This is a genomic window from Mesorhizobium sp. 01N446, assembly GCF_056399285.1.
Genome location: NZ_JBFTRA010000001.1, coordinates 72349 through 91123, shown reverse-complemented (window position 1 = coordinate 91123; position 18775 = coordinate 72349). Strand labels below are relative to the sequence as shown.

Below are 18775 nucleotides of genomic sequence, written 5' to 3'. Positions count from 1 at the left end.
AGTCGATCATGTTCGGTAAAAGAGGCAACGACGACGGCAACCGGTTTACGCCGGAATTCCGCCAGCCAGCACCGGCGCCGGCCGCGCCGCCGCCGGCGGGTTCGGCGGATACGGCGGTTCTGGCCCGGCCCGCGGCACCGCTGCAGCCAAGCGCACCTGTGGCGCCGCCGGCTCGCCGCACCGTCGAGGCGCCGCCCATCGCGCCGGAGGCCAAGCGGCCCCAGCGCGAAAAAAGCGAAACTTACTACGACACCAAGAGCCAGGTTTTCTCGGCGCTCATCGACACGATCGACCTGTCGCAGCTCGCCAAGCTCGACCCGGAGACCGCGCGCGAGGAAATCCGCGACATAGTCAACGACATCATCGCGATCAAGAATTTCGCGATGTCGATCGCGGAGCAGGAGGAACTGCTCGAGGACATCTGCAACGACGTGCTTGGTTATGGGCCGCTCGAGCCGTTGCTCGCCCGCGACGACATCGCCGACATCATGGTCAATGGTTCCAAGAACGTCTACATCGAAGTCAACGGCAAGGTCGAGCAGACCGGCATTCGCTTTCGTGACAATCAGCAGCTTCTCAACATCTGCCAGCGCATTGTCAGTCAGGTCGGTCGCCGCGTCGATGAATCCAGCCCGATCTGCGATGCCCGCCTGCCCGACGGCTCCCGCGTCAACGTCATCGCGCCGCCGCTCGCCATCGACGGCACCGCACTCACCATCCGCAAATTCAAGAAGGACAAGCTGACGCTCGACCAGCTGGTCAGGTTCGGCGCCATCTCGCCGCAGGGCGCCGAAGTCCTCAAGATCATCGGTCGCGTTCGCTGCAACATCGTCATCTCGGGCGGCACCGGCTCGGGCAAGACGACATTGCTCAACTGCCTGACCAACTACATCGACCGCGACGAGCGCGTCATCACCTGCGAGGACTCGGCCGAACTGCAACTGCAGCAGCCGCATGTCGTGCGCCTGGAAACCCGTCCGCCCAACCTTGAAGGCGAAGGCGAGGTGACGATGCGCGACCTGGTCAAGAACTGCCTGCGCATGCGGCCCGAGCGCATCATCGTCGGCGAAGTGCGCGGACCCGAAGTGTTCGACCTTCTGCAAGCGATGAACACCGGCCATGACGGCTCGATGGGAACGATCCACTCGAACAGCCCGCGCGAATGCCTGAACCGTATCGAATCCATGATCGCCATGGGCGGCTATTCGCTGCCGCAGAAAACCGTGCGTGAAATCGTCGTCGGTTCCATCGACGTGATCATCCAGGCGGCGCGTCTGCGCGACGGATCGCGTCGCATCACCCACATCACCGAGGTGATCGGGATGGAAGGCGACGTCATCATCACGCAGGACATCGTCCTCTACAACATCAAGGGCGAGGACGCCAACGGCAGGCTGCTGGGCGAGCATGTCTCGACCGGCATCGGCCGCCCGCATTTCTGGGACCGGGCTCGCTACTACGGCGAGGAGCAGCGCCTCGCCGTTGCGCTAGAGGCAATGGAGAAACGCGCTGACTGACGCGGCGTTGAGGGTTCTGGTCGATGTTTGGAATTGACGGCACCGTATTGGCGTTTGTCGTACTCGCCGGCTTCAGCGCCGGCGCGGTCGCCTATGCATTCCTGTTCAACCAGATCAGCAATGAGAGACAGGCTGGCAAGCGGCTGGAAACGATCAAGGCCGCCGAGACGGACCGGTCCATCGTCAAGGCCACCCGCGACCGCGCGACGGATGCGGCCAAACGCCGGAAATCCGTGCAGGATTCGCTGAAGGAACTCGATGAGAAGCAGAAGACCAAGGACAGCGCGGTCAAGAAGCCGCCGCTGAAGGCGCAACTTCGGCAGGCCGGGATGAAGGTCTCGATCGAGCGTTTCTACATCTATTCCGCCATATGCGGTCTCGCCCTGACGGTGGTCGCATTCGTGGCCGGCGCGCCGATGCTTGTCTTGCCAGGCGTGCTGTTGGCCGGCGCGCTCGGCCTGCCGCGCTGGTTCGTATCGTTTCGCCGCACGCGCCGGGTCAAGGCGTTCCTCAACGAATTTCCAAACGCGCTCGACATCATCGTGCGCGCGGTCAAGTCCGGCCTGCCGCTGAACGACGCCGTGCGCCTGATCGCCAACGAATCTCCCGAGCCGGTGAAGATGGAATTTCGCCGCATCGTCGATTCGCAGCAGATGGGCCTGTCGATCCCCGATGCCGCCTTGCGTATGCCCGAAACCATGCCATGCACCGAGGCGAGTTTCTTCGGCATCGTCATCCAGATCCAGTCGCAGGCAGGCGGCAATCTTTCCGAGGCCCTGGGCAACCTTTCACGCGTGCTTCGTGATCGCAAGAAGATGAAGGCCAAGGTGCAGGCGCTGTCCATGGAGGCGAAGGCGTCCGCCGCCATCATCGGCGCACTGCCCTTCATCGTTGCCTTTCTCGTCTATCTTTCCAGCCCCGACTATCTGATGCCGCTGTTCACCACCAGCGTCGGCAATCTGATACTGGGTTGTGCCGCTGTCTGGATGTCGATCGGCATCCTGGTCATGCGCAAGATGATGAACTTCGAAGTCTAGGGCCGCGGCATGACCGAACAAGTCATCAAATCTCTGACAGACCCCAGCCTGCTGATAGCGCTGCTGGTCGGCATCGCCGTGTTCGCGACGGTCTTTACATTGCTGCCGGCATTCGGCGGAAACCAGCTCAAGTCGCGCATGAAGTCGGTCGCGCTGGAGCGCGACGAGCTTCGCGCCAAGCAGCGCGCACGGCTTGCGACCGAGGCTGATCGCCGCCGCAAGGGCCTGCGCGAGCAACAGTCGGTCGGCATGCGCAACATCGTCGATAGACTCGACCTGCGGCGCGCATTGGCCGACGAGAGCACCTTGCAGAAGCTCAAGGTCGCCGGCTTTCGCGGACAGAACCCGCTGACGCGGTTTCTCTTCTTCCGCCTCGTGCTGCCTTTTGTCGGCTTCGCGCTGGGTCTGGTCTACATATTCGTGCTCGGAGGATTGCCCGACAAACCCCTGGTCATCCGGATGTTCGTCTGCATCCTTGTCGCCTATGGCGGCTTCTACGCACCGGTTCTCTATGTCAACAATCGCGCCACCAAGCGCAAGCAGTCGATCCAGATGGCGTGGCCGGATGCGCTGGACCTGATGCTGATCTGCGTTGAGTCGGGCATGTCGGTGGAAGCCGCGTTGCGCAAGGTCGCCGACGAGATCGGCGCGCAGTCTGTGGCTCTGGCGGAGGAATTCATCCTGACCAACGCCGAGCTCTCCTATCTGCAGGAACGCAAGCAGGCCTATGAGAATCTTGCGAACCGTACCGGTCTGGAATCGGTCAAATCAGTGTCGCAGGCGCTCGTCCAGGCCGAACGCTACGGCACACCGGTGGCGCATGCGTTGCGCGTGCTTGCCGCCGAAAGCCGCGACATGCGCATGAACGCCGCCGAGAAGAAGGCGGCCGCCTTGCCACCCAAGCTCACCGTGCCGATGATCCTGTTCTTCCTGCCGGTGCTTTTCGCCATCATCCTGGGTCCTGCCGGCATCCAGGTCAGCCAGCGCGGCATATTCGGCGATCATTCGGGATCGTCATCGGCCAAGTAGCGCGAGGCACGCCAACCTGAACGAAAAGCCGCGCTGAATTCAGCGCGGCTTTTCGTTCAATCGGGGCCTTTGTAGCTCGCCGCCTCAGTTGGTTGCCGTCTTCGACTTGTCCTGATCCTTGAGCTGTCTCCAGGCATTCTGCTGCGCCAGCATTTGCCTGAGATAGGCGACATTGGCCTGCGCCTGCTCGGGCGAGAGCTCCTGCGAGGCGATCTTTTCGGCTTCGTCGAAGCGGCCCTGCAGGCCGACGACCAATGCCAGGTTCTGGCGTACACGGCTGTCGGCGTTGGGCTGCTGGGCGGCCGAACGCATGTAGGTTTCCGCAGTGCGCAGATCCCCTTCCAGCACATAGGACATGCCGAGATTGGAGAGAACCGAGGGCTCGTTCGGCTTCAGTTCGAGGGCCTTGCGGTAAAGCTGGCGTGCATCGTCCTTCTGGCCGAGCTGGTCAAGGATGGCCGCTTCCGCCGACACCAGCCTCCAGTCCGGATATTCCGGTGTCTGTGCGCGGCGCACGGCGTCGAGCGCTGCGTCGAACTGGCCATTGGCGGCCAGCGCCTTGCCATAGGCGGCGAGCACGTCGCGATCCTTGGGATAGGCGATCGCCAGCTTGCGCATCACGGCAAGCGACTGGTCGGCATCGCCGTCCATCTGCAGCGCGGCGGCGAAGTTGGTTGCAATTCGCTTGTCGTTGGGATTCTTGGCGTAGGACTGGCCAAGCGCCGCCGTGGCATTGTGCACTTCTCCCGCCGACATGGTCTCCAGCGGCTTGCCGCCGCTGCGGCCGATCGACCCGGTGGTCATCCTGCTGGTTCCGCACCCGGCGACCCCCGCCGCGAGCGCCAGCATGAGGGCTGTGGTGACGAGCCGTTTTCCCCTGGCATTCACTGTGCGGTTGGTCGGCATCGGCACCTAGCCTCCATTCATGCGCGCGGCCATTGCGTGGCCATCTTCCCTCCCGCAGAAATATTCTGTTAACCCTAACGGAGAGTTAAGAAACGCCGACTCGGGGCTCGGGTCGGCAGGAGAACATCGAATGCCTGTCGAACTCGTGGAGACGAAATTGCAAGGTGCGCTGCCGGTGCATCTGGTGGCCCGAGACGGTCTGGAGGCCGCGGGCCTTGCGCCATCTGTTGTCAGCTGGGCCAGGGTAAACGGCTTTTCCGGCGAGGCAGGCAGGACGCTCGCCCTGCCCGGCGAAAACGGTGCGCTTGCCGGCGCGCTGTTCGGCGTCGGCGATGGCGAAGGCGCGCTGGCGCTCGGCGCGCTGTCGAAAACCCTGCCGGAAGGCGACTGGCATTTCGCCTCGGCGCCGGCCGAGCCGGAACTCGCGGCAATCGCGCTGGCGCTCGGCGGTTATGTCTTTGCCCGTTACGGCAAGAAGCCGGGCAAGGCGCTGCGTTTCCACGTGCCGGCCGGTGTCGACGCGGCGCGCGTTCGCCGCATCGCCGATGGCGTCTTCCTGGCCCGTGACCTGGTCAACACGCCGACCAGCGACATGGGGCCGGATGATCTGGAGAAGGCGGTGCGCACCCTGGCCGCGACTCACAAGGCCGAAGTCTCCGTCATCAAGGGCGACGAGTTGCTGACGGGGAACTTCCCGATGATCCACGCCGTCGGCCGCGCCTCGTCGGGCGCGCCGCGCCTGATCGACATGGTCTGGGGGCAAGAGGGCGCGCCGAAGGTGACGCTGGTCGGCAAGGGCGTCTGCTTTGACACTGGCGGTCTCGACATCAAGCCGTCGTCCGGCATGCTGTTGATGAAGAAGGACATGGGCGGTGCGGCCAATGTGCTTGGCCTGGCCTCGATGATCATGGCCGCCGGGCTGAACGTGCGGCTGCGCGTGCTGATCCCCGCGGTCGAGAATTCGATCGCCGGCAATGCTTTTCGGCCCGGTGACGTGCTGGCGAGCCGCAAGGGCATCACGGTCGAGATCGGCAACACGGATGCTGAAGGCAGGCTGGTGCTCGGCGACGCGCTGGCGCTGGCCGATGACGAGGAACCGCAGCTGCTGGTCGACATGGCGACGCTGACCGGGGCCGCCCGTGTCGCGCTTGGCCCCGATCTGCCGCCTTTCTACACCGGCGACGAGGCGCTGGCCTCGGATCTGGCGGCGGCCTCGCTGGCGGTCGAGGATCCGCTGTGGCGCATGCCGCTTTGGCGGCCTTACGACGCGAAATTGTCGTCGAAGATCGCTGACATCAACAATGTCACCACGGACGGTTTTGCCGGTTCGATCACGGCGGCGCTGTTCCTCAAGCGTTTTGTTGAGAAGACGGCTAACTGGGCGCATTTCGACATCTTTGCCTGGAACCCAGTCGATCGTGCGCATGGTCCCGCGGGTGGCGAGGCGCAAGGCATTCGCGCGCTTGAGCGGATCATCTCGACACGCTTTGGCTGACGGCAGGCACAGCCGGCAAATCGCTAAAACTGAAACGGAACCGAAACAATTTGCCGTCATGCTGGCGCGATGTCGATTGCGATGCGCCCGAGCCAGGCCTTGCGACTGTGGCAGCAGGTGATGCTGTCGCAGGTGCGCGACGACGCGCCTGACCTGACCATGCGCCAGACGGCGATCCTGTTCACCATCTATCTCGATCCGCCGCCGCACACGGTGCGCGGGCTGGCCGCCCGCCTCAACGTCACCAAGCCGGTGATCACCCGCGCGCTCGACACGATGGGCGCGCTGAAGCTGGTGTCGCGYCATCGCGACGAACTCGACAAGCGCAACGTGCTGATCAAGCGCACGGTCGAGGGCGCGCTCTTTGTCGAGCGCTTCGGCGATGGTATCATCGCCAGGGCCCACGAACTGCCCATCTGACCGCTTTGCCCATACAACAGGGTTGCCGATTTTGACTGCTCACGATGCCCGCCTCCACGCCTTCCGTTCCGACCTTGCCGACGCGAGGCTGAAAGGCGAGGTTACTGCCGACCGTTTTGTCACTGGCCGGCCGGCGCGGATTTCGGCAGCGGTGGCCGACATCCGCAAGGCGCCACGTGCGGATGCGGGCATCAACACACAAGCCGTGTTCGGCGATGACGTGCTGGTTTTCGAGGATGCCGAGGGCTGGGCCTGGATCCAGGCCGAGCGCGACGGCTATGTCGGCTATGTCGGCGCAACGCAGTTGAGCGGGCGGATCCACGCGCCCACCCATATCGTCTCGGTGCCCCGCACTTTTCTCTATCCCGGTCCCGACCTGCGCTTTCCGATCGCGGGACAACTGTCGATGGGGTCGACGGTGACAGTGACGGGCGCTGCCGAGACACGCGGCACGCACTATGCCGTCCTACCCTCCGGCGAGGCGATCATCGCCGGCCACCTCAGGCCAATCGGAGAAACTGCCGCAGACTATGTCGCGGTTGCCGAGACGTTTCTCGGCACACCTTATCTCTGGGGCGGCGTGTCCGGCTTCGGCATCGACTGTTCCGGCCTGGTGCAACTGGCGATGCGCATGGCGGGCAAGAACGTGCTGCGCGATTCCGACATGCAGGCGGCCAGCATCGGCGAACCGCTCGAACCTGGCCCTGATTTCTCGGGATTGCGGCGCGGCGATCTGGTGTTCTGGAAAGGCCATGTCGCTGTCATGACCGACGCCGAGACCATGATCCACGCCAATGGCCACACCATGCTGGTCTCGCGCGAAGGGCTGAAAGAGGCGATCGCCCGCATCGGCTATCTCTATGGCGGCCCGACGGGGTTTCGCAGGCCGTAAGCCTGTTCCTTCTCCCCGTAAACGGGGCGGGGAACGCTGCGATCCCCTTTTGTTCCGATTCTCCTTGGCGATTGCCTGTGACCGCGCTACCTCTGGCGCGTGACAGTTGAGCCGCGCCTTGCCGAGCAGAATGCCACCATGGCCCTGCCCGAACCATTCATCAGATGGTTCGGCGAGAAAGGCTGGTCGCCGCGCGCCCATCAGATCGAATTGCTGGCGAAGGCTCAAAGCGGCCAATCGGTGCTGCTGATCGCCCCGACCGGGGCCGGCAAGACTCTGGCCGGTTTCCTGCCATCGCTGACCGAACTGGCGGTGAGGCCGAGGCGCAAGCCCGGCCAGGCGCATCGCGGCATCCATACGCTCTACATCTCGCCGCTCAAGGCGCTGGCCGTCGACATCGAGCGCAATCTCGGCAAGCCGGTCGAAGAGATCGGGTTGCCGATCAGCATCGAGACACGCACCGGCGACACGCCTTCCCATAAGCGCCAGCGACAGAAGCTGGCGCCGCCCGACATCCTGCTCACCACGCCGGAGCAGCTCGCCCTGCTGATCGCGGCCGGCGATGCCAGACGCTTCTTCGAGGATCTGCGCTATGTCGTGCTTGATGAGCTGCATTCGCTGGTGACCTCGAAACGCGGCCATCTCTTGGCGCTCGGTCTGGCGCGGCTGCGCAGTTTTGTCCCCGACCTGCAGACAATCGGCCTGTCGGCGACGGTGGCCGAACCGGACGAGTTGCGGCGCTGGCTGGTCAGCCAGAACCCACCCGGCGACATGTCCGAATTGATCGTCGTCACCGGCGGCGCGAAGCCTGATATTTCCATCCTCGATTCCGAGGAGCGCGTCCCCTGGGCAGGACATTCGGCGCGCTACGCCACGCCGGAGATCTATCGCGAGATCAAGCGCCACAAGACGACCCTGCTGTTCGTCAACACCCGCAGCCAGGCGGAGCTGTTGTTCCAGGAATTGTGGCGGGTCAACGAGGACACCTTGCCGATCGCCTTGCATCATGGCTCGCTGGATGTCGGTCAGCGTCGCCGAGTGGAAAAGGCGATGGGTGAGAATGCTCTGCGTGCCATCGTCGCCACCTCAACGCTCGACCTCGGCATTGACTGGGGCGATGTCGACCTGGTGGTCCATGTAGGCGCACCGAAAGGCGCCAGCCGGCTGGCGCAGCGCATCGGCCGCGCCAATCACCGCATGGACGAGCCGTCCAAGGCGATCCTTATCCCGGCCAATCGCTTCGAAGTGCTGGAGTGCCGGGCAGCGCTCGACGCCAACTATCTCGGTGCGCAGGACACGCCGCCGCTGGTCAATGGCGGTCTCGATGTGCTGGCGCAACATGTGCTCGGCTGTGCCTGCGGCGCACCGTTCCGCGCCGATGATCTATTCGAGGAAGTGCGAACGGCGGCACCCTATGCCAGCCTCGATCGGCCGACCTTCGACCGCGTCATCGATTTCGTCGCCACCGGCGGTTATGCGCTGAAGAATTACGAGCGCTACGCCCGCATCCGCTTGAACAAGGACGGACTGTGGCGCGTCTCCAATCCGCGCATTGCCCAGCAATACAGGCTGAATGTCGGCACCATCATCGAAGTGCCGGCGCTCAACGTGCGTTACGTCAAAGCTGGCAGCAAGGGCGCCGCTTCGCGTGGCGGCGCCGTTCTCGGCAAGATCGAGGAGGCCTTCCTCGAAACGCTCACCCATGGCGACACCTTCATGTTCGCCGGCAAGGTGCTGCGCTTCGAAGGCATTCGCGAGAATGAATGCTTCGTGTCGAATGCGCCCGGCAGCGACGCCAAGGTGCCCTACTATGGCGGCGGCAAGTTCCCGCTTTCGACCTACCTTGCCGAGCAGGTTCGCATGATGCTGGACGATCCGCAGCGCTGGAAGAAGCTGCCGGAGCAGGTGGCTGACTGGCTGCGATACCAGGCCGAGAAATCGGTATTGCCGAAGCGCGATGATCTGCTGATCGAGACCTTTCCACGCGGCAACCGCTATTATCTGGTCGCCTATCCCTTCGAAGGCAGGCTGGCGCACCAGACGCTGGGCATGCTGCTCACCCGCCGTCTCGACAGAGCGGGCGCCAGGCCGCTCGGCTTTGTCGCCACCGACTATGCCTTGGCCATATGGTCGCTGGGCGATATGGGCGCGATGTTCAAAGCCCGGAAGCCGTCGCTCGGCGCGCTGTTCGACGAGGACATGCTGGGCGACGACCTCGAAGCCTGGCTGGCCGACAGCTGGCTTCTCAAGCGGACCTTCCGCAATTGCGCGCTGATTTCGGGACTGATCGAGAAACGCCATCCGGGCCAGGAGAAAAGCGGCCGCCAGGTCACCGTGTCGACCGACCTGATCTACGACGTGCTGCGCAGCCATGAGCCTGACCATATCCTGCTGCAGGCGACGCGTGCCGATGCGGCGGCCGGTCTGCTCGATGTCAGCAGACTTGCCGACATGCTCTCGCGCGTCCGGGGTCGAATCATGCATAAGAATCTCGAGCAGATTTCGCCGTTAGCCGTGCCGATCATGCTGGAGATCGGCAAGATGCCGGTGAATGGCGAAGCCGATGAAACACTGCTGATGGATGCGGCGACACTCGTCGAGGAGGCCATGGGGCCGGGAATGGTAGAGGAATGAATTTCTCGCTGACACGAGCATCGCTGGTTGCCGAGGCCGACATGATCGGCATCGCTGGCGAGCGCGCGGTCTGCGATCCGCGCGGCGTGCTCTTTTTCCCGGAACTCAGGCTTTTGGCGGTCTCCGACCTGCATCTGGAAAAAGGCTCGTCGCTGGCAAGGCGCGGCACGCTGATCCCGCCTTATGACACCGGCGCGACCTTGCTCAGGCTGCAGGCGGTCATATCGGACTACCAGCCGTCGATCGTCATCAGCCTGGGCGACTCCTTTCACGATGGCGGCGGCGCCGAGCGCATGCATGCGAGTTTTCGCGAGCGGCTGGAAGCGCTGATGGCGGGCCGCGACTGGTTCTGGGTCGCCGGCAATCATGATCCGGAAGCGCCGGCGGATCTGCCCGGCGAAACGGTGCGGGAACTCGCCATCGGCTCACTGCTGTTCCGGCATGAGCCATCGAAAGTGCGCGTCGAGGGCGAGATCGCGGGCCATCTTCATCCCTGCGCGCGCATCGTCCAGCGTGGCCGTTCGGTGCGGCGGCGCTGCTTTGCCGGCGATGGAGGCCGCATGATCATGCCGGCCTTCGGCGCCTATACCGGTTCGCTCAACGTGCTCGACCGCGCCTATACCGGGCTGTTCCGGCTGGAGTCGCTGATGGCCTATATGCTTGGCGCCGACCGCATCTTCGCCATCTCCCGCTCGATGCTGCGGCCGGGCTGAGGATAGTCGCCGGGTCTTGGGTGGGAACTCAAGTCTTCTTAAGCGCAGCTTGGATGCGATCAAGAGCTTCTTCCGCGCCACGGTATCCCTGGGCTGCCGAGCGTTTCAGCCATTGGACCGCAACGTCTGCATTCTGCTCAACTCCAACGCCTTTGAGATACATCAATCCCACGTTGAATTGGGCCTTGCCATTGTTCAGTTGCGCAGCCTTTTCGTACCAATGAAAGGCCAGCTTGGGGTTTTTATCCACAATTTCGCCGGTCAGATAAGCGGCGCCGAGATTAATTTGCGCGTCGACGTTACCCTGCTCCGCTGCTCTGGTTAACCAAAGAGTCGCGTCCGCCCCACTTTGGGGCACTCCCTTCCCGACGGAATACACATATCCAAGATATTGCTGAGCTTCTGACAAACCTTGCATCGCCGCCCTGCGCCATAGCTCCGCCGCTTTGGTATCATCCAGTTGAACGCCCTTACCCCAGGAATATAAAAGTCCAAGTTTCAACTCAGCTACTGCCATGTTCTGATCCGCCGCCTTGTCCCACCACTCGGCAGCCTTGGAATAATCCAATGGAACACCAAGTCCGCTAGAATACAGAAATCCGACATTAAATTGCGCGGCAGCATCGCCCTTTTGCGCAAGAGCCATCCATTCTTTGTACGCTTCCGTATAATTCTTCGCCTGAAAGGCAGCTTCGGCATCGAGCGCGCCCGCCATCAAAACCTGAGGCTGGCAGATAAATATACAGGCAACGAAAAATGCTCGTGCGAGACAAGTCGGAAGGTACTTAGCAGTGAGGTTCATCGCCTTGATCGACCAGTGAGAGCAGAAACATGCTAGGGCACTAAGTTCGCCCCGCACCGTAATATTGGATCGTACGGCCGTCCAGAAACTTGGCTGAAGGTAATTTCAGGTGCTTATCGTCAGTAATATAGCGTGACCGTGTGCTTCGCCTCGGAGAAGAACAGCCAGCGCTCTACCAGAATGCCGCCGAATTGCACGATCGCCGCCAGCACGGATGCTCCTATCGCCAAAGGCCATGGCGCCACGAAGACCAGGATGAGCAGGGCGATTGGCGCCGCGAAAGCGAGCGCCTGCGTGATCCGCCGCAGCTTCGCGCTGTGCTTGCGGGCGATGCGAAAACCCATTTCCTTGAGCAGGTAATTTTCCTCGGTATGCGGCCATTCCAGCGAGCGCACCGTGCCGCCGGCGAGCCCGGTGGCGGTGTTCGCGTTGGTGGGGATTTCAAGCCTATCGTTGTGGCGCCAGGTCGCCAGCTTCCAGGCCCAGCCGAGCAAGGTCAGCAATATCGCTGCCACAAGCAGGATCGTCGAGCCGCGCGCGAAACCCTGCAGCAGCGCGTTCAGAAGCACGCCGCCGCTCATCGCCGAGAAGATGAGATAGCCGGGCAAAGTATAGCGGCTGTGCCACTGGGCAATCGGCTTCAGCGAGGCATAGATCATCCCTGTTGTGCAGACGGTGACGATCGCACCAATGGCGGCCAGCAGTCCGGCAATGGCCACCCAGCTATCCGTGCGGCCAAAGAACACCCAGCCGATGCCGAAGAGTCCCGTCGGGATGAAGGTGACGACCGACGACACGCCTTCGCGCGACAGCCACGAACTGCGCCATTGCGAGAACGCCCGCCAGGCGCGCTCCGGCCTGCCGAGATGGCCGGTCGAGGACAACAGTCCCGCCGCGATCAGGCCGAGCGCCAGGCCCAGGCCGACGAGGCCCAGCCAAAAGTCGGCGGGGATGATCTGCAACCCGCCGAGCGCGCCAAGCAGCGCCAGCAGGCCGTAGCCGGCCCCGGTGGCGGTGGTGAAGAAGACGACGGAAAAGGCTGGATGCATGGTCAGTTCGAAAGCATGCGGTCGACCCAGCCGAGGAATCCGCCTTCGGCCCGCACCGGCTCCAGCGCCTTCGCGGGCACCGATGCGGCGCGCTGCGTATGGGCGCGCGGCGGCAGGTACTTGTTGGTCGGCTGATAGCCGAGTTCCGGCATCAGGTCGACACCGCCGCGCTCCGCCACCAGCTGCGAGACGGCGGACAGCGGATCGCCGAGATCGCCGAAATGCCGGGCACTGGTCGGGCAGGCGGCGACGCAGGCCGGCACGCGGTCTTCCTCGGCCAGATTGTCGTTGTAGATGCGGTCGACGCAGAGCGTGCATTTCTTCATCACGCCGACATCGGTGTCGAATTCGCGCGCGCCATAGGGGCAGGCCCAGCTGCACAATTTGCAGCCGATGCATTTGTCCTCGTCTATCAGCACGATGCCGTCCGAGGCTCGCTTGTAGGAGGCGCCGGTCGGGCAGACGGTGACGCAGGCCGGTGTTTCGCAATGCAGGCAGGAGCGCGGAAAGTTGACCGTGCGCCCGCCCAGCTCGGTGGTGTGCTCATAGCTGTGCACGCGGTTGAACCAGACGCCGTCGACATGGCCGCCATAGGGGTCGATGTCGGTCAGCGGCGCCATGTGGCCGCCGGTGTTCCATTCCTTGCAGGCGGTAACACAGGCCTGGCAGCCGACGCAGGTGTCGAGGTCGATGACAAGACCGAGTTTCTTGCCGCTTTGGCTTGGCAGGCAGGTCATTCCGCGGCCTCTCTTGCCCGACGGAATTCGGCGCCGAAGCTCAGCTTGTCGGGCGAGGGCCCGAAATGCGGCGGCTGGTGGAAACGCTCGAATTGCGGCTCGGTGAAGCCGGCTTCCTCCGCCTCGCATTTGACGATGCGTACGCGCAGGTCGAACCATGCCGCCTGGCCGGTGACCGGATCGGAGTTTGAATAGCGTTTGCCCTGCGCGTCGGCCGAGGTCTGGTCGCCGATGATGTGGTTGAGCAGGAAGCCGCGATTGCTCTCGGCGGCATCGTCCTTCAGCCCCCAACTGCCGCGCCTCTTGCCGATCGCGTTCCAGGTCCAGACCGTGCTTTCGTTCACCCCGTCGACCAGCTTGATCTGCCCCTTCACCCGGCCATTGATGCTTTCGATCCACACCCAGTCGTCGTCGGCGAGACCGAGGCCGGCGGCGGTGCGGTGATGCACGAACAGCCGGTTCTGGCTGGTGATCTGCCGCAGCCACGCATTCTGCGAACCCCAGGAATGATACATGTGCATCGGCCGCTGCGTCAGCGCGTGCAGTGGATATCTTTCGAGGTCGACCGCCGCTTCCTCGAAGGGCATGTACCAGAACGGCAGCGGGTCCATATAAGTCTCGATGCGCTGACGCTCGGCCTCCGGCGGCAGCACGCGTCCATGGCCACGCGCGGCAAGCCGAAAGCGTTGCAACGGCTCGGAATAGAGCTGGAAGATGATCGGCTCCGCCTTCGGGATGAAACCCATCTGCACCGCGAAATCGAGATAGGAGCGGTTGGCCATCTTGTAGTAGCGCTGGTCGTCGGCGAAGTCGTGATGCCAGAAGCCGCCATTGTCGATGTAGCGCTGCAACTGGTCCGGATTGGCCTCGCCCTTGCCGATCGACGTCCCATCCTTGCCGCGCCAGCCGGCCAGCGGGCCGATGCCCGGTGTGCGCTCGTGATTGACGATGTAGTCAGCATAGTCGGCATATCTGGCCGATCCGTCCTCGTTGACGAAGCAGGGCAGGCCAAGCCGCGCCCCCAGTTCGATCAGCACCGACTGGAATGGCCTGACGTCGCGGTCCGGCTCGACGACGGGATGGCGGATGGCATCACCCGGCCCGTCGGCATGGCTGATCGGCCGGTCGAGCAGGCTGATGCAGTCATGCCGCTCGAGATAGGTGGTGTCGGGCAGCACGAGGTCGGCGAACGGCACCGTCTCGGAATAGTAGGCGTCGGAATAGATGATGAAGGGGATCTTGTAGTCGCCCGCCTCATCATGGTCGGTCAGCATGGCCACGGTCTCGACGGTGTTCATCGAGGAATTCCAGGCCATGTTCGACATGTACATCATCAGCGTGTCGATCTTGTAGGGATCGCCGGCCCAGGCATTGCGGATGACGGTGTGCATCAGGCCGTGCGCGGCCAACGGCGCGTCCCATGAATAGGCCTTGTCGATGCGGGTCGGCGTGCCGTCTTCATCGACCAGCAGGTCGTCAGGCCCGCAGACGAAGCCGAGCGGCATGCCGTCCAGCGGCGTCATCGGTTTGACCGTCTTGCCGGCGGGCTTCGGCCCCGGCGGCGCCGATCGGGGGTAGGGCGGCTTGAAGCGGAAGCCCCCGGGAACATCCACAGTGCCCAGAAGCACCTGCAGCAGGTGGATGGCGCGACAGGTGTGAAAACCGTTTGAATGGGCTGATATACCGCGCATGGCATGCATTGAGATCGGCCGGCCCCTGATCGTCTCGTGCCGGCGTCCGGCCCAGTCTGTCCATGCGATCGGCAGTTCGATCGTCTGTTCGAAGGCGACATGGGCCAGTTCGGCGGCGATCCGGCGGATCGTATCGGCTGGAATGCCGCAGCGCTCCGCCACCGCATCCGGCGCATAGCTGCCATCGAGGTAGCGGTCGGCGATTAATTGGAACACCGGTGTGCAGCGGCTGCCTCCGACTTCGAAGCTGCCGGTCAGCGCCGGCTTTGCCTCCGGGTCGGTTGCCTTGATTGCGGTTTTCGCCACTCTGTCCCAGGCCAGCGGATTGCCGTCGGCATCCCTGACGAACAGCCCGTCGTCGGAGGCGCCCGGCTCCTGCACGACGAGGACATGGGCGTTGGTGTAGCGCAGCAGATAGTCGAGATCGACGCGGCCGGCTTTCAGCAGTTCATGGATGAGCGCGAACACGAACAGGCCGTCAGTGCCTGGCCGGATGCCGATCCAGTCGTCGGCAATCGCATTGTAGCCGGTGCGGCACGGATTGATCGACACCACCTTGGCCCCGCGCGCCTTGAGCTTGCCCAGCCCGATCTTGATCGGATTGGAATCATGGTCCTCGGCGACGCCGAACAGCATGAAATATCGTGTGTTGTCCCAGTCGGGCTCGCCGAACTCCCAGAACGAGCCGCCGATCGAATAGAGCCCGCCGGCCGCCATGTTGACCGAACAGAAGCCGCCATGGGCGGCGAAGTTCGGCGTGCCGAACTGGCTCGCCCACCAACCGGTCAGTGATTGCGACTGGTCGCGTCCGGTAAAGAAGGCAAGCTTCTTCGGATCGGTGAGGCGGATCGCGGAGAGCCGCTCCTTCGCGATCGAAAAAGCTTCTTCCCACTCGATCTCGCGGAACTCGCCTGAGCCGCGCGGCCCGCTGCGCAGCAGCGGCTTCTTAAGCCTTGCCGGGCTGTAGTGCTGCATGATGCCGGAACTGCCCTTGCCGCAGATCACGCCGCGATTGACCGGATGGTCCTTGTTGCCGTTGATGTAGCGGACCTTGCCGTCCTTGATGTGCACGTCGATGCCGCAGCGGCAGGCGCACATATAGCAGGTGGTCTTGGCGATGCTGTCCGAAACGCTTGGCGAGGTGTCGACGCCGTCGCCTTCGTCGGGTGCGCGCGTGTCGGCAAGCGGGCGTTGCGATGGTGCCGAATTCGCGCCGCGCGGCGGTGGATGCGTCATGATCCGGATGTGCCCGCGCGGCCGGCCGCTTTGGCTCGCGTCTTCGGCCCGGGGCCGCGCATGTAATGCTCTTCCGGGTGGTAGCGATCGCCGGCCAGCCGTCTGCGGATGCCGCGGGTCCAATGCGCGAGAAGGGACTTGAACCGCCCGATCATTTTAGTCTCTGCCATCCGCTGGCGAATTTTTTCTAACTTCGCGCGAAAATGTAGAATGAAGCTATCGATCCGTCTAATCAGTTGTTCTTGTAAATTCGATCGATATTGGTTCTTAATGGGCCTATGACCCTGGATCAGTTGCGCATTTTCGTCGCCGTCGCCGAGCGCGGCCACATGACCAAGGCGGCGGAGCTTCTGGGCATTTCACAGTCGGCCGCGTCGGCCGCCATCCGTGCGCTTGAAGAGCAGCACGGCGTCCATCTGTTCAACCGCGTCGGTCGCAACATCGAGCTTGCCCAGACCGGCCACCGGTTCCTGCCGGAGGCAAAGGCCGTTCTGGAGCGGGCCGCTGCCGCGCGCAATGTGCTGGAACATGTCTCGCAGACGGTCGCCGGCAGCCTCTCCATCGCCGCCAGCCTGACCATCGCCAGCTACTGGCTGCCGCGCCGGCTGGCGTCCTTCCACGAAGCCTACCCCGCGGTGCGGCTGAGCGTCAGCATCGGCAACACAAGGCAGGTCGAGGCCAGCGTACTGGATGGAACCGCCGATCTCGGCCTGGTCGAGGGGCGCACCGAGTCCGACATATTGCGTCGCGCCAAGGTCGACACCGACCGGCTGATGCTGGTGGTTGCCGCGTCACATCCCGAGATCGTCGAAACCGCACCGGGCCGTCCCGACATCAAGGGCCTGCGGTGGATCATCCGCGAGGGCGGTTCGGGCACGCGCGAGGTGCTGGAGGATCTGGCGCGGCGCGAGGGGATTTCGCTTGCCGATTTGCAGGTGTTCCTGGTGCTGCCCAGCAACGAGGCGGTTCGCCAGGCGGTCGAGGCGGGCGCCGGCGCCACCATCATTTCGGAACTCGTCGTCGGACGCGCCGTCGCCGAAGGCAGCCTGCGCTCCGTGCCGATCGAATTGCCCAAGCGCGACTTCGCCATGATCACGCATCGCGATCGCCAGGCAAGCCTGGCCCAGATGGCGCTCAAGGCGCATCTCGGCGCGTCAGCAGACCACGGGTGAGGTTCGCTGAGATCCAGGTCAGGCCGTGCCGAAAATGGTTGGTTCCGAGAACCGGAACGGAGCGTACGTTCGGGTACGCGAGTACCGGAAGCACAGGAAACGGCCATTTGCAGGCCGGCATCACCTGAATATCAACGGACCGGTCAGCCGAACTTGCGCTGGGCGTCCAGCGCCAGGCCAAGCCCGACCGAGCCGAACATGTCGCCGTCGATGACGGAAGCCTGCGGCACCAGCGACAGGATTTCCCGTCTTGCCAGCGGGATCGCGGTCGAGCCGCCGGTCAGGAACACCGCCGTGATGTCGGACGGCTTGACCACGGCGTCGCGGATGGTGTCAGCCACCGTTGAGGTGACCCGCTCGATGTCCCTGGCGATGGTGGCGTCCAGCCCGTCGCGCGTGATCGCGGCGGCGAACGCCACGTCCGATAGGCTCACCGCGACTTCGGCCGATGATTGGTCGGTAAGCTCGATCTTGGCTTTTTCGACCAATGCCGCCAGCGCATGCCCGTAACGATGCTCGACGATGTGGATGAAGCGGTCGACCAGGTCGGCGCGCGCGGCCTCGTAGCGGATCTGGCGCAGATGCGTCATCGCCTTGGCGGTGTAGACCAGGTTGATGCGCTGCCATGTCGCGAGATCGATGAAGTAGCTGGCCGGCAGATTGCGCTTGCCGTCCTTGGTCGGGGTCAAATAGCCGAGCTGCGGCATGACATGGGCGATGCTGAGCAGCCGGTCGAAATCCGTACCGCCGATGTGAACACCCCGGCTGGCCAGGATATCGTCCTTTCGGTCGAGGGATCGGGCGCGCTCCGGTGAGACGCGCACGACCGAAAAGTCGGACGTGCCGCCGCCCATGTCGATGATAAGCGCCAGTTCCTCGCGCGTCACCCTCTGCTCATAATCGAGCGCCGCGGCAATCGGCTCGAACTGGAAGGCAATGTGCTTGAAGCCCTGGGCGTGCGCCGCCTTTTCCAGGTCGTTCTGCGCGTTCGCGTCGGCTTGCGGGTCGTCATCGACGAACTGCACCGGACGGCCGAGCACCACGGTCTCGACCAGATCGCCGCCGTCCTCTTCGAGCTTCTTCCTGAGATGCCCGAGGAACAGGCCGATGATTTCCATGAAGCCGATCGAGCGCGCCTTTATGCGCGTCTTCTCATGCGCCAGCGAGCTGCCCAGCACGCTCTTCAGCGAGCGCATCAGCCGGCCCTCGACGCTGTCGGTGTAGTTGGCGATGGCCTGGCGGCCAAAACAGATGCGGCCGTCCTCGAAATTGAAGAACACTGCGCTGGGCAGCGTGACCTGGCCGCCTTCAAGCGCGACGAGGTGGGGCTGCCCATTGCGGACCACGCCGACCGTGGAGTTCGAAGTGCCGAAATCGATACCGGCGAATGCTGGTCGCAAAGCAGCCTCCTGTCATTGGCGGCAGACAACGGATCGGCGCTCGCG

15 protein-coding genes are annotated in these 18775 nt (G+C 63.6%); 9 read left to right on the top strand and 6 right to left on the bottom strand.

Features of this window, described 5'->3' with window-relative positions; genetic code table 11:
• Window positions 1-8: 8 nt before the first annotated feature.
• The 3 genes from AC1DPX_RS00395 to AC1DPX_RS00385 are packed head-to-tail and all read left to right on the top strand — an operon-like array spanning window position 9 to window position 3583.
• Entirely contained in the window at window positions 9-1517 is a 1509-nt protein-coding gene (locus AC1DPX_RS00395; protein ID WP_477233827.1) for a CpaF family protein, read from the top strand.
• Window positions 1518-1540: 23 nt separating this feature from the next.
• Window positions 1541-2554 (top strand): type II secretion system F family protein, encoded by a 1014-nt coding sequence (locus AC1DPX_RS00390; protein WP_202356304.1) that lies wholly within the window; start codon window positions 1541-1543, stop codon window positions 2552-2554.
• Window positions 2555-2563: 9 nt separating this feature from the next.
• A complete protein-coding gene (locus tag AC1DPX_RS00385; protein WP_202356303.1) occupies window positions 2564-3583 on the top strand; it encodes a type II secretion system F family protein in 1020 nt (339 codons plus the stop codon).
• A gap of 84 nt (window positions 3584-3667) precedes the next feature.
• Here AC1DPX_RS00385 and AC1DPX_RS00380 read toward each other — a convergent pair whose 3' ends face one another.
• Window positions 3668-4489 (bottom strand): tetratricopeptide repeat protein, encoded by an 822-nt coding sequence (locus AC1DPX_RS00380; protein ID WP_477233825.1) that lies wholly within the window; start codon window positions 4487-4489, stop codon window positions 3668-3670.
• Between the two features lie 130 nt (window positions 4490-4619).
• Between AC1DPX_RS00380 and AC1DPX_RS00375 the strand changes: the two genes are divergently transcribed.
• The 5 genes from AC1DPX_RS00375 to pdeM all read left to right on the top strand — a co-directional run bounded on the left by AC1DPX_RS00375 (window position 4620) and on the right by pdeM (window position 10643).
• On the top strand, window positions 4620-5984 hold the full coding sequence (locus tag AC1DPX_RS00375; RefSeq protein ID WP_477233823.1) for a leucyl aminopeptidase family protein: 1365 nt from the start codon (window positions 4620-4622) through the stop codon (window positions 5982-5984).
• Window positions 5985-6053: 69 nt separating this feature from the next.
• Complete coding sequence (locus tag AC1DPX_RS00370) at window positions 6054-6404, top strand: MarR family winged helix-turn-helix transcriptional regulator (protein ID WP_010913361.1); 351 nt, start codon at window positions 6054-6056, stop codon at window positions 6402-6404.
• 31 nt (window positions 6405-6435) lie between these two features.
• Entirely contained in the window at window positions 6436-7296 is an 861-nt protein-coding gene (locus AC1DPX_RS00365) for a C40 family peptidase (RefSeq protein WP_477233821.1), read from the top strand.
• A gap of 99 nt (window positions 7297-7395) precedes the next feature.
• Entirely contained in the window at window positions 7396-9930 is a 2535-nt protein-coding gene (locus AC1DPX_RS00360; protein ID WP_477233819.1) for a ligase-associated DNA damage response DEXH box helicase, read from the top strand.
• A complete protein-coding gene (pdeM, locus tag AC1DPX_RS00355) occupies window positions 9927-10643 on the top strand; it encodes a ligase-associated DNA damage response endonuclease PdeM (protein WP_202356298.1) in 717 nt (238 codons plus the stop codon). Before AC1DPX_RS00360 ends, pdeM begins: the two co-directional genes overlap by 4 nt.
• Before the next feature lie 28 nt (window positions 10644-10671).
• On the opposite strand, the gene AC1DPX_RS00350 is transcribed toward pdeM, so the two are convergent.
• The 4 genes from AC1DPX_RS00350 to AC1DPX_RS00335 all read right to left on the bottom strand — a co-directional run bounded on the left by AC1DPX_RS00350 (window position 10672) and on the right by AC1DPX_RS00335 (window position 16158).
• The gene (locus AC1DPX_RS00350) at window positions 10672-11445 is read right to left on the bottom strand and encodes a tetratricopeptide repeat protein (RefSeq protein ID WP_202356297.1); all 774 of its coding nucleotides are present in this window, start codon (window positions 11443-11445) and stop codon (window positions 10672-10674) included.
• A 119-nt stretch (window positions 11446-11564) separates the two neighbouring features.
• Complete coding sequence (locus AC1DPX_RS00345) at window positions 11565-12494, bottom strand: dimethyl sulfoxide reductase anchor subunit family protein (protein ID WP_477233817.1); 930 nt, start codon at window positions 12492-12494, stop codon at window positions 11565-11567.
• Window positions 12495-12496: 2 nt separating this feature from the next.
• Window positions 12497-13231: a 4Fe-4S dicluster domain-containing protein gene (locus tag AC1DPX_RS00340; RefSeq protein ID WP_202356295.1), complete on the bottom strand. Its 735-nt coding sequence runs from the start codon at window positions 13229-13231 to the stop codon at window positions 12497-12499.
• The gene (locus AC1DPX_RS00335) at window positions 13228-16158 is read right to left on the bottom strand and encodes a molybdopterin oxidoreductase family protein (RefSeq protein ID WP_477233815.1); all 2931 of its coding nucleotides are present in this window, start codon (window positions 16156-16158) and stop codon (window positions 13228-13230) included. The genes AC1DPX_RS00340 and AC1DPX_RS00335 overlap by 4 nt, the downstream gene beginning before the upstream one ends.
• Before the next feature lie 278 nt (window positions 16159-16436).
• Here AC1DPX_RS00335 and AC1DPX_RS00330 point away from each other — a divergent pair, with 278 nt between their 5' ends.
• Window positions 16437-17330, top strand: a complete 894-nt coding sequence (locus AC1DPX_RS00330; protein WP_477233814.1) for a LysR substrate-binding domain-containing protein — start codon at window positions 16437-16439, stop codon at window positions 17328-17330.
• Window positions 17331-17473: 143 nt separating this feature from the next.
• Here AC1DPX_RS00330 and AC1DPX_RS00325 read toward each other — a convergent pair whose 3' ends face one another.
• Window positions 17474-18730 (bottom strand): Hsp70 family protein, encoded by a 1257-nt coding sequence (locus tag AC1DPX_RS00325; protein ID WP_477233812.1) that lies wholly within the window; start codon window positions 18728-18730, stop codon window positions 17474-17476.
• Window positions 18731-18775 lie beyond the last annotated feature (45 nt).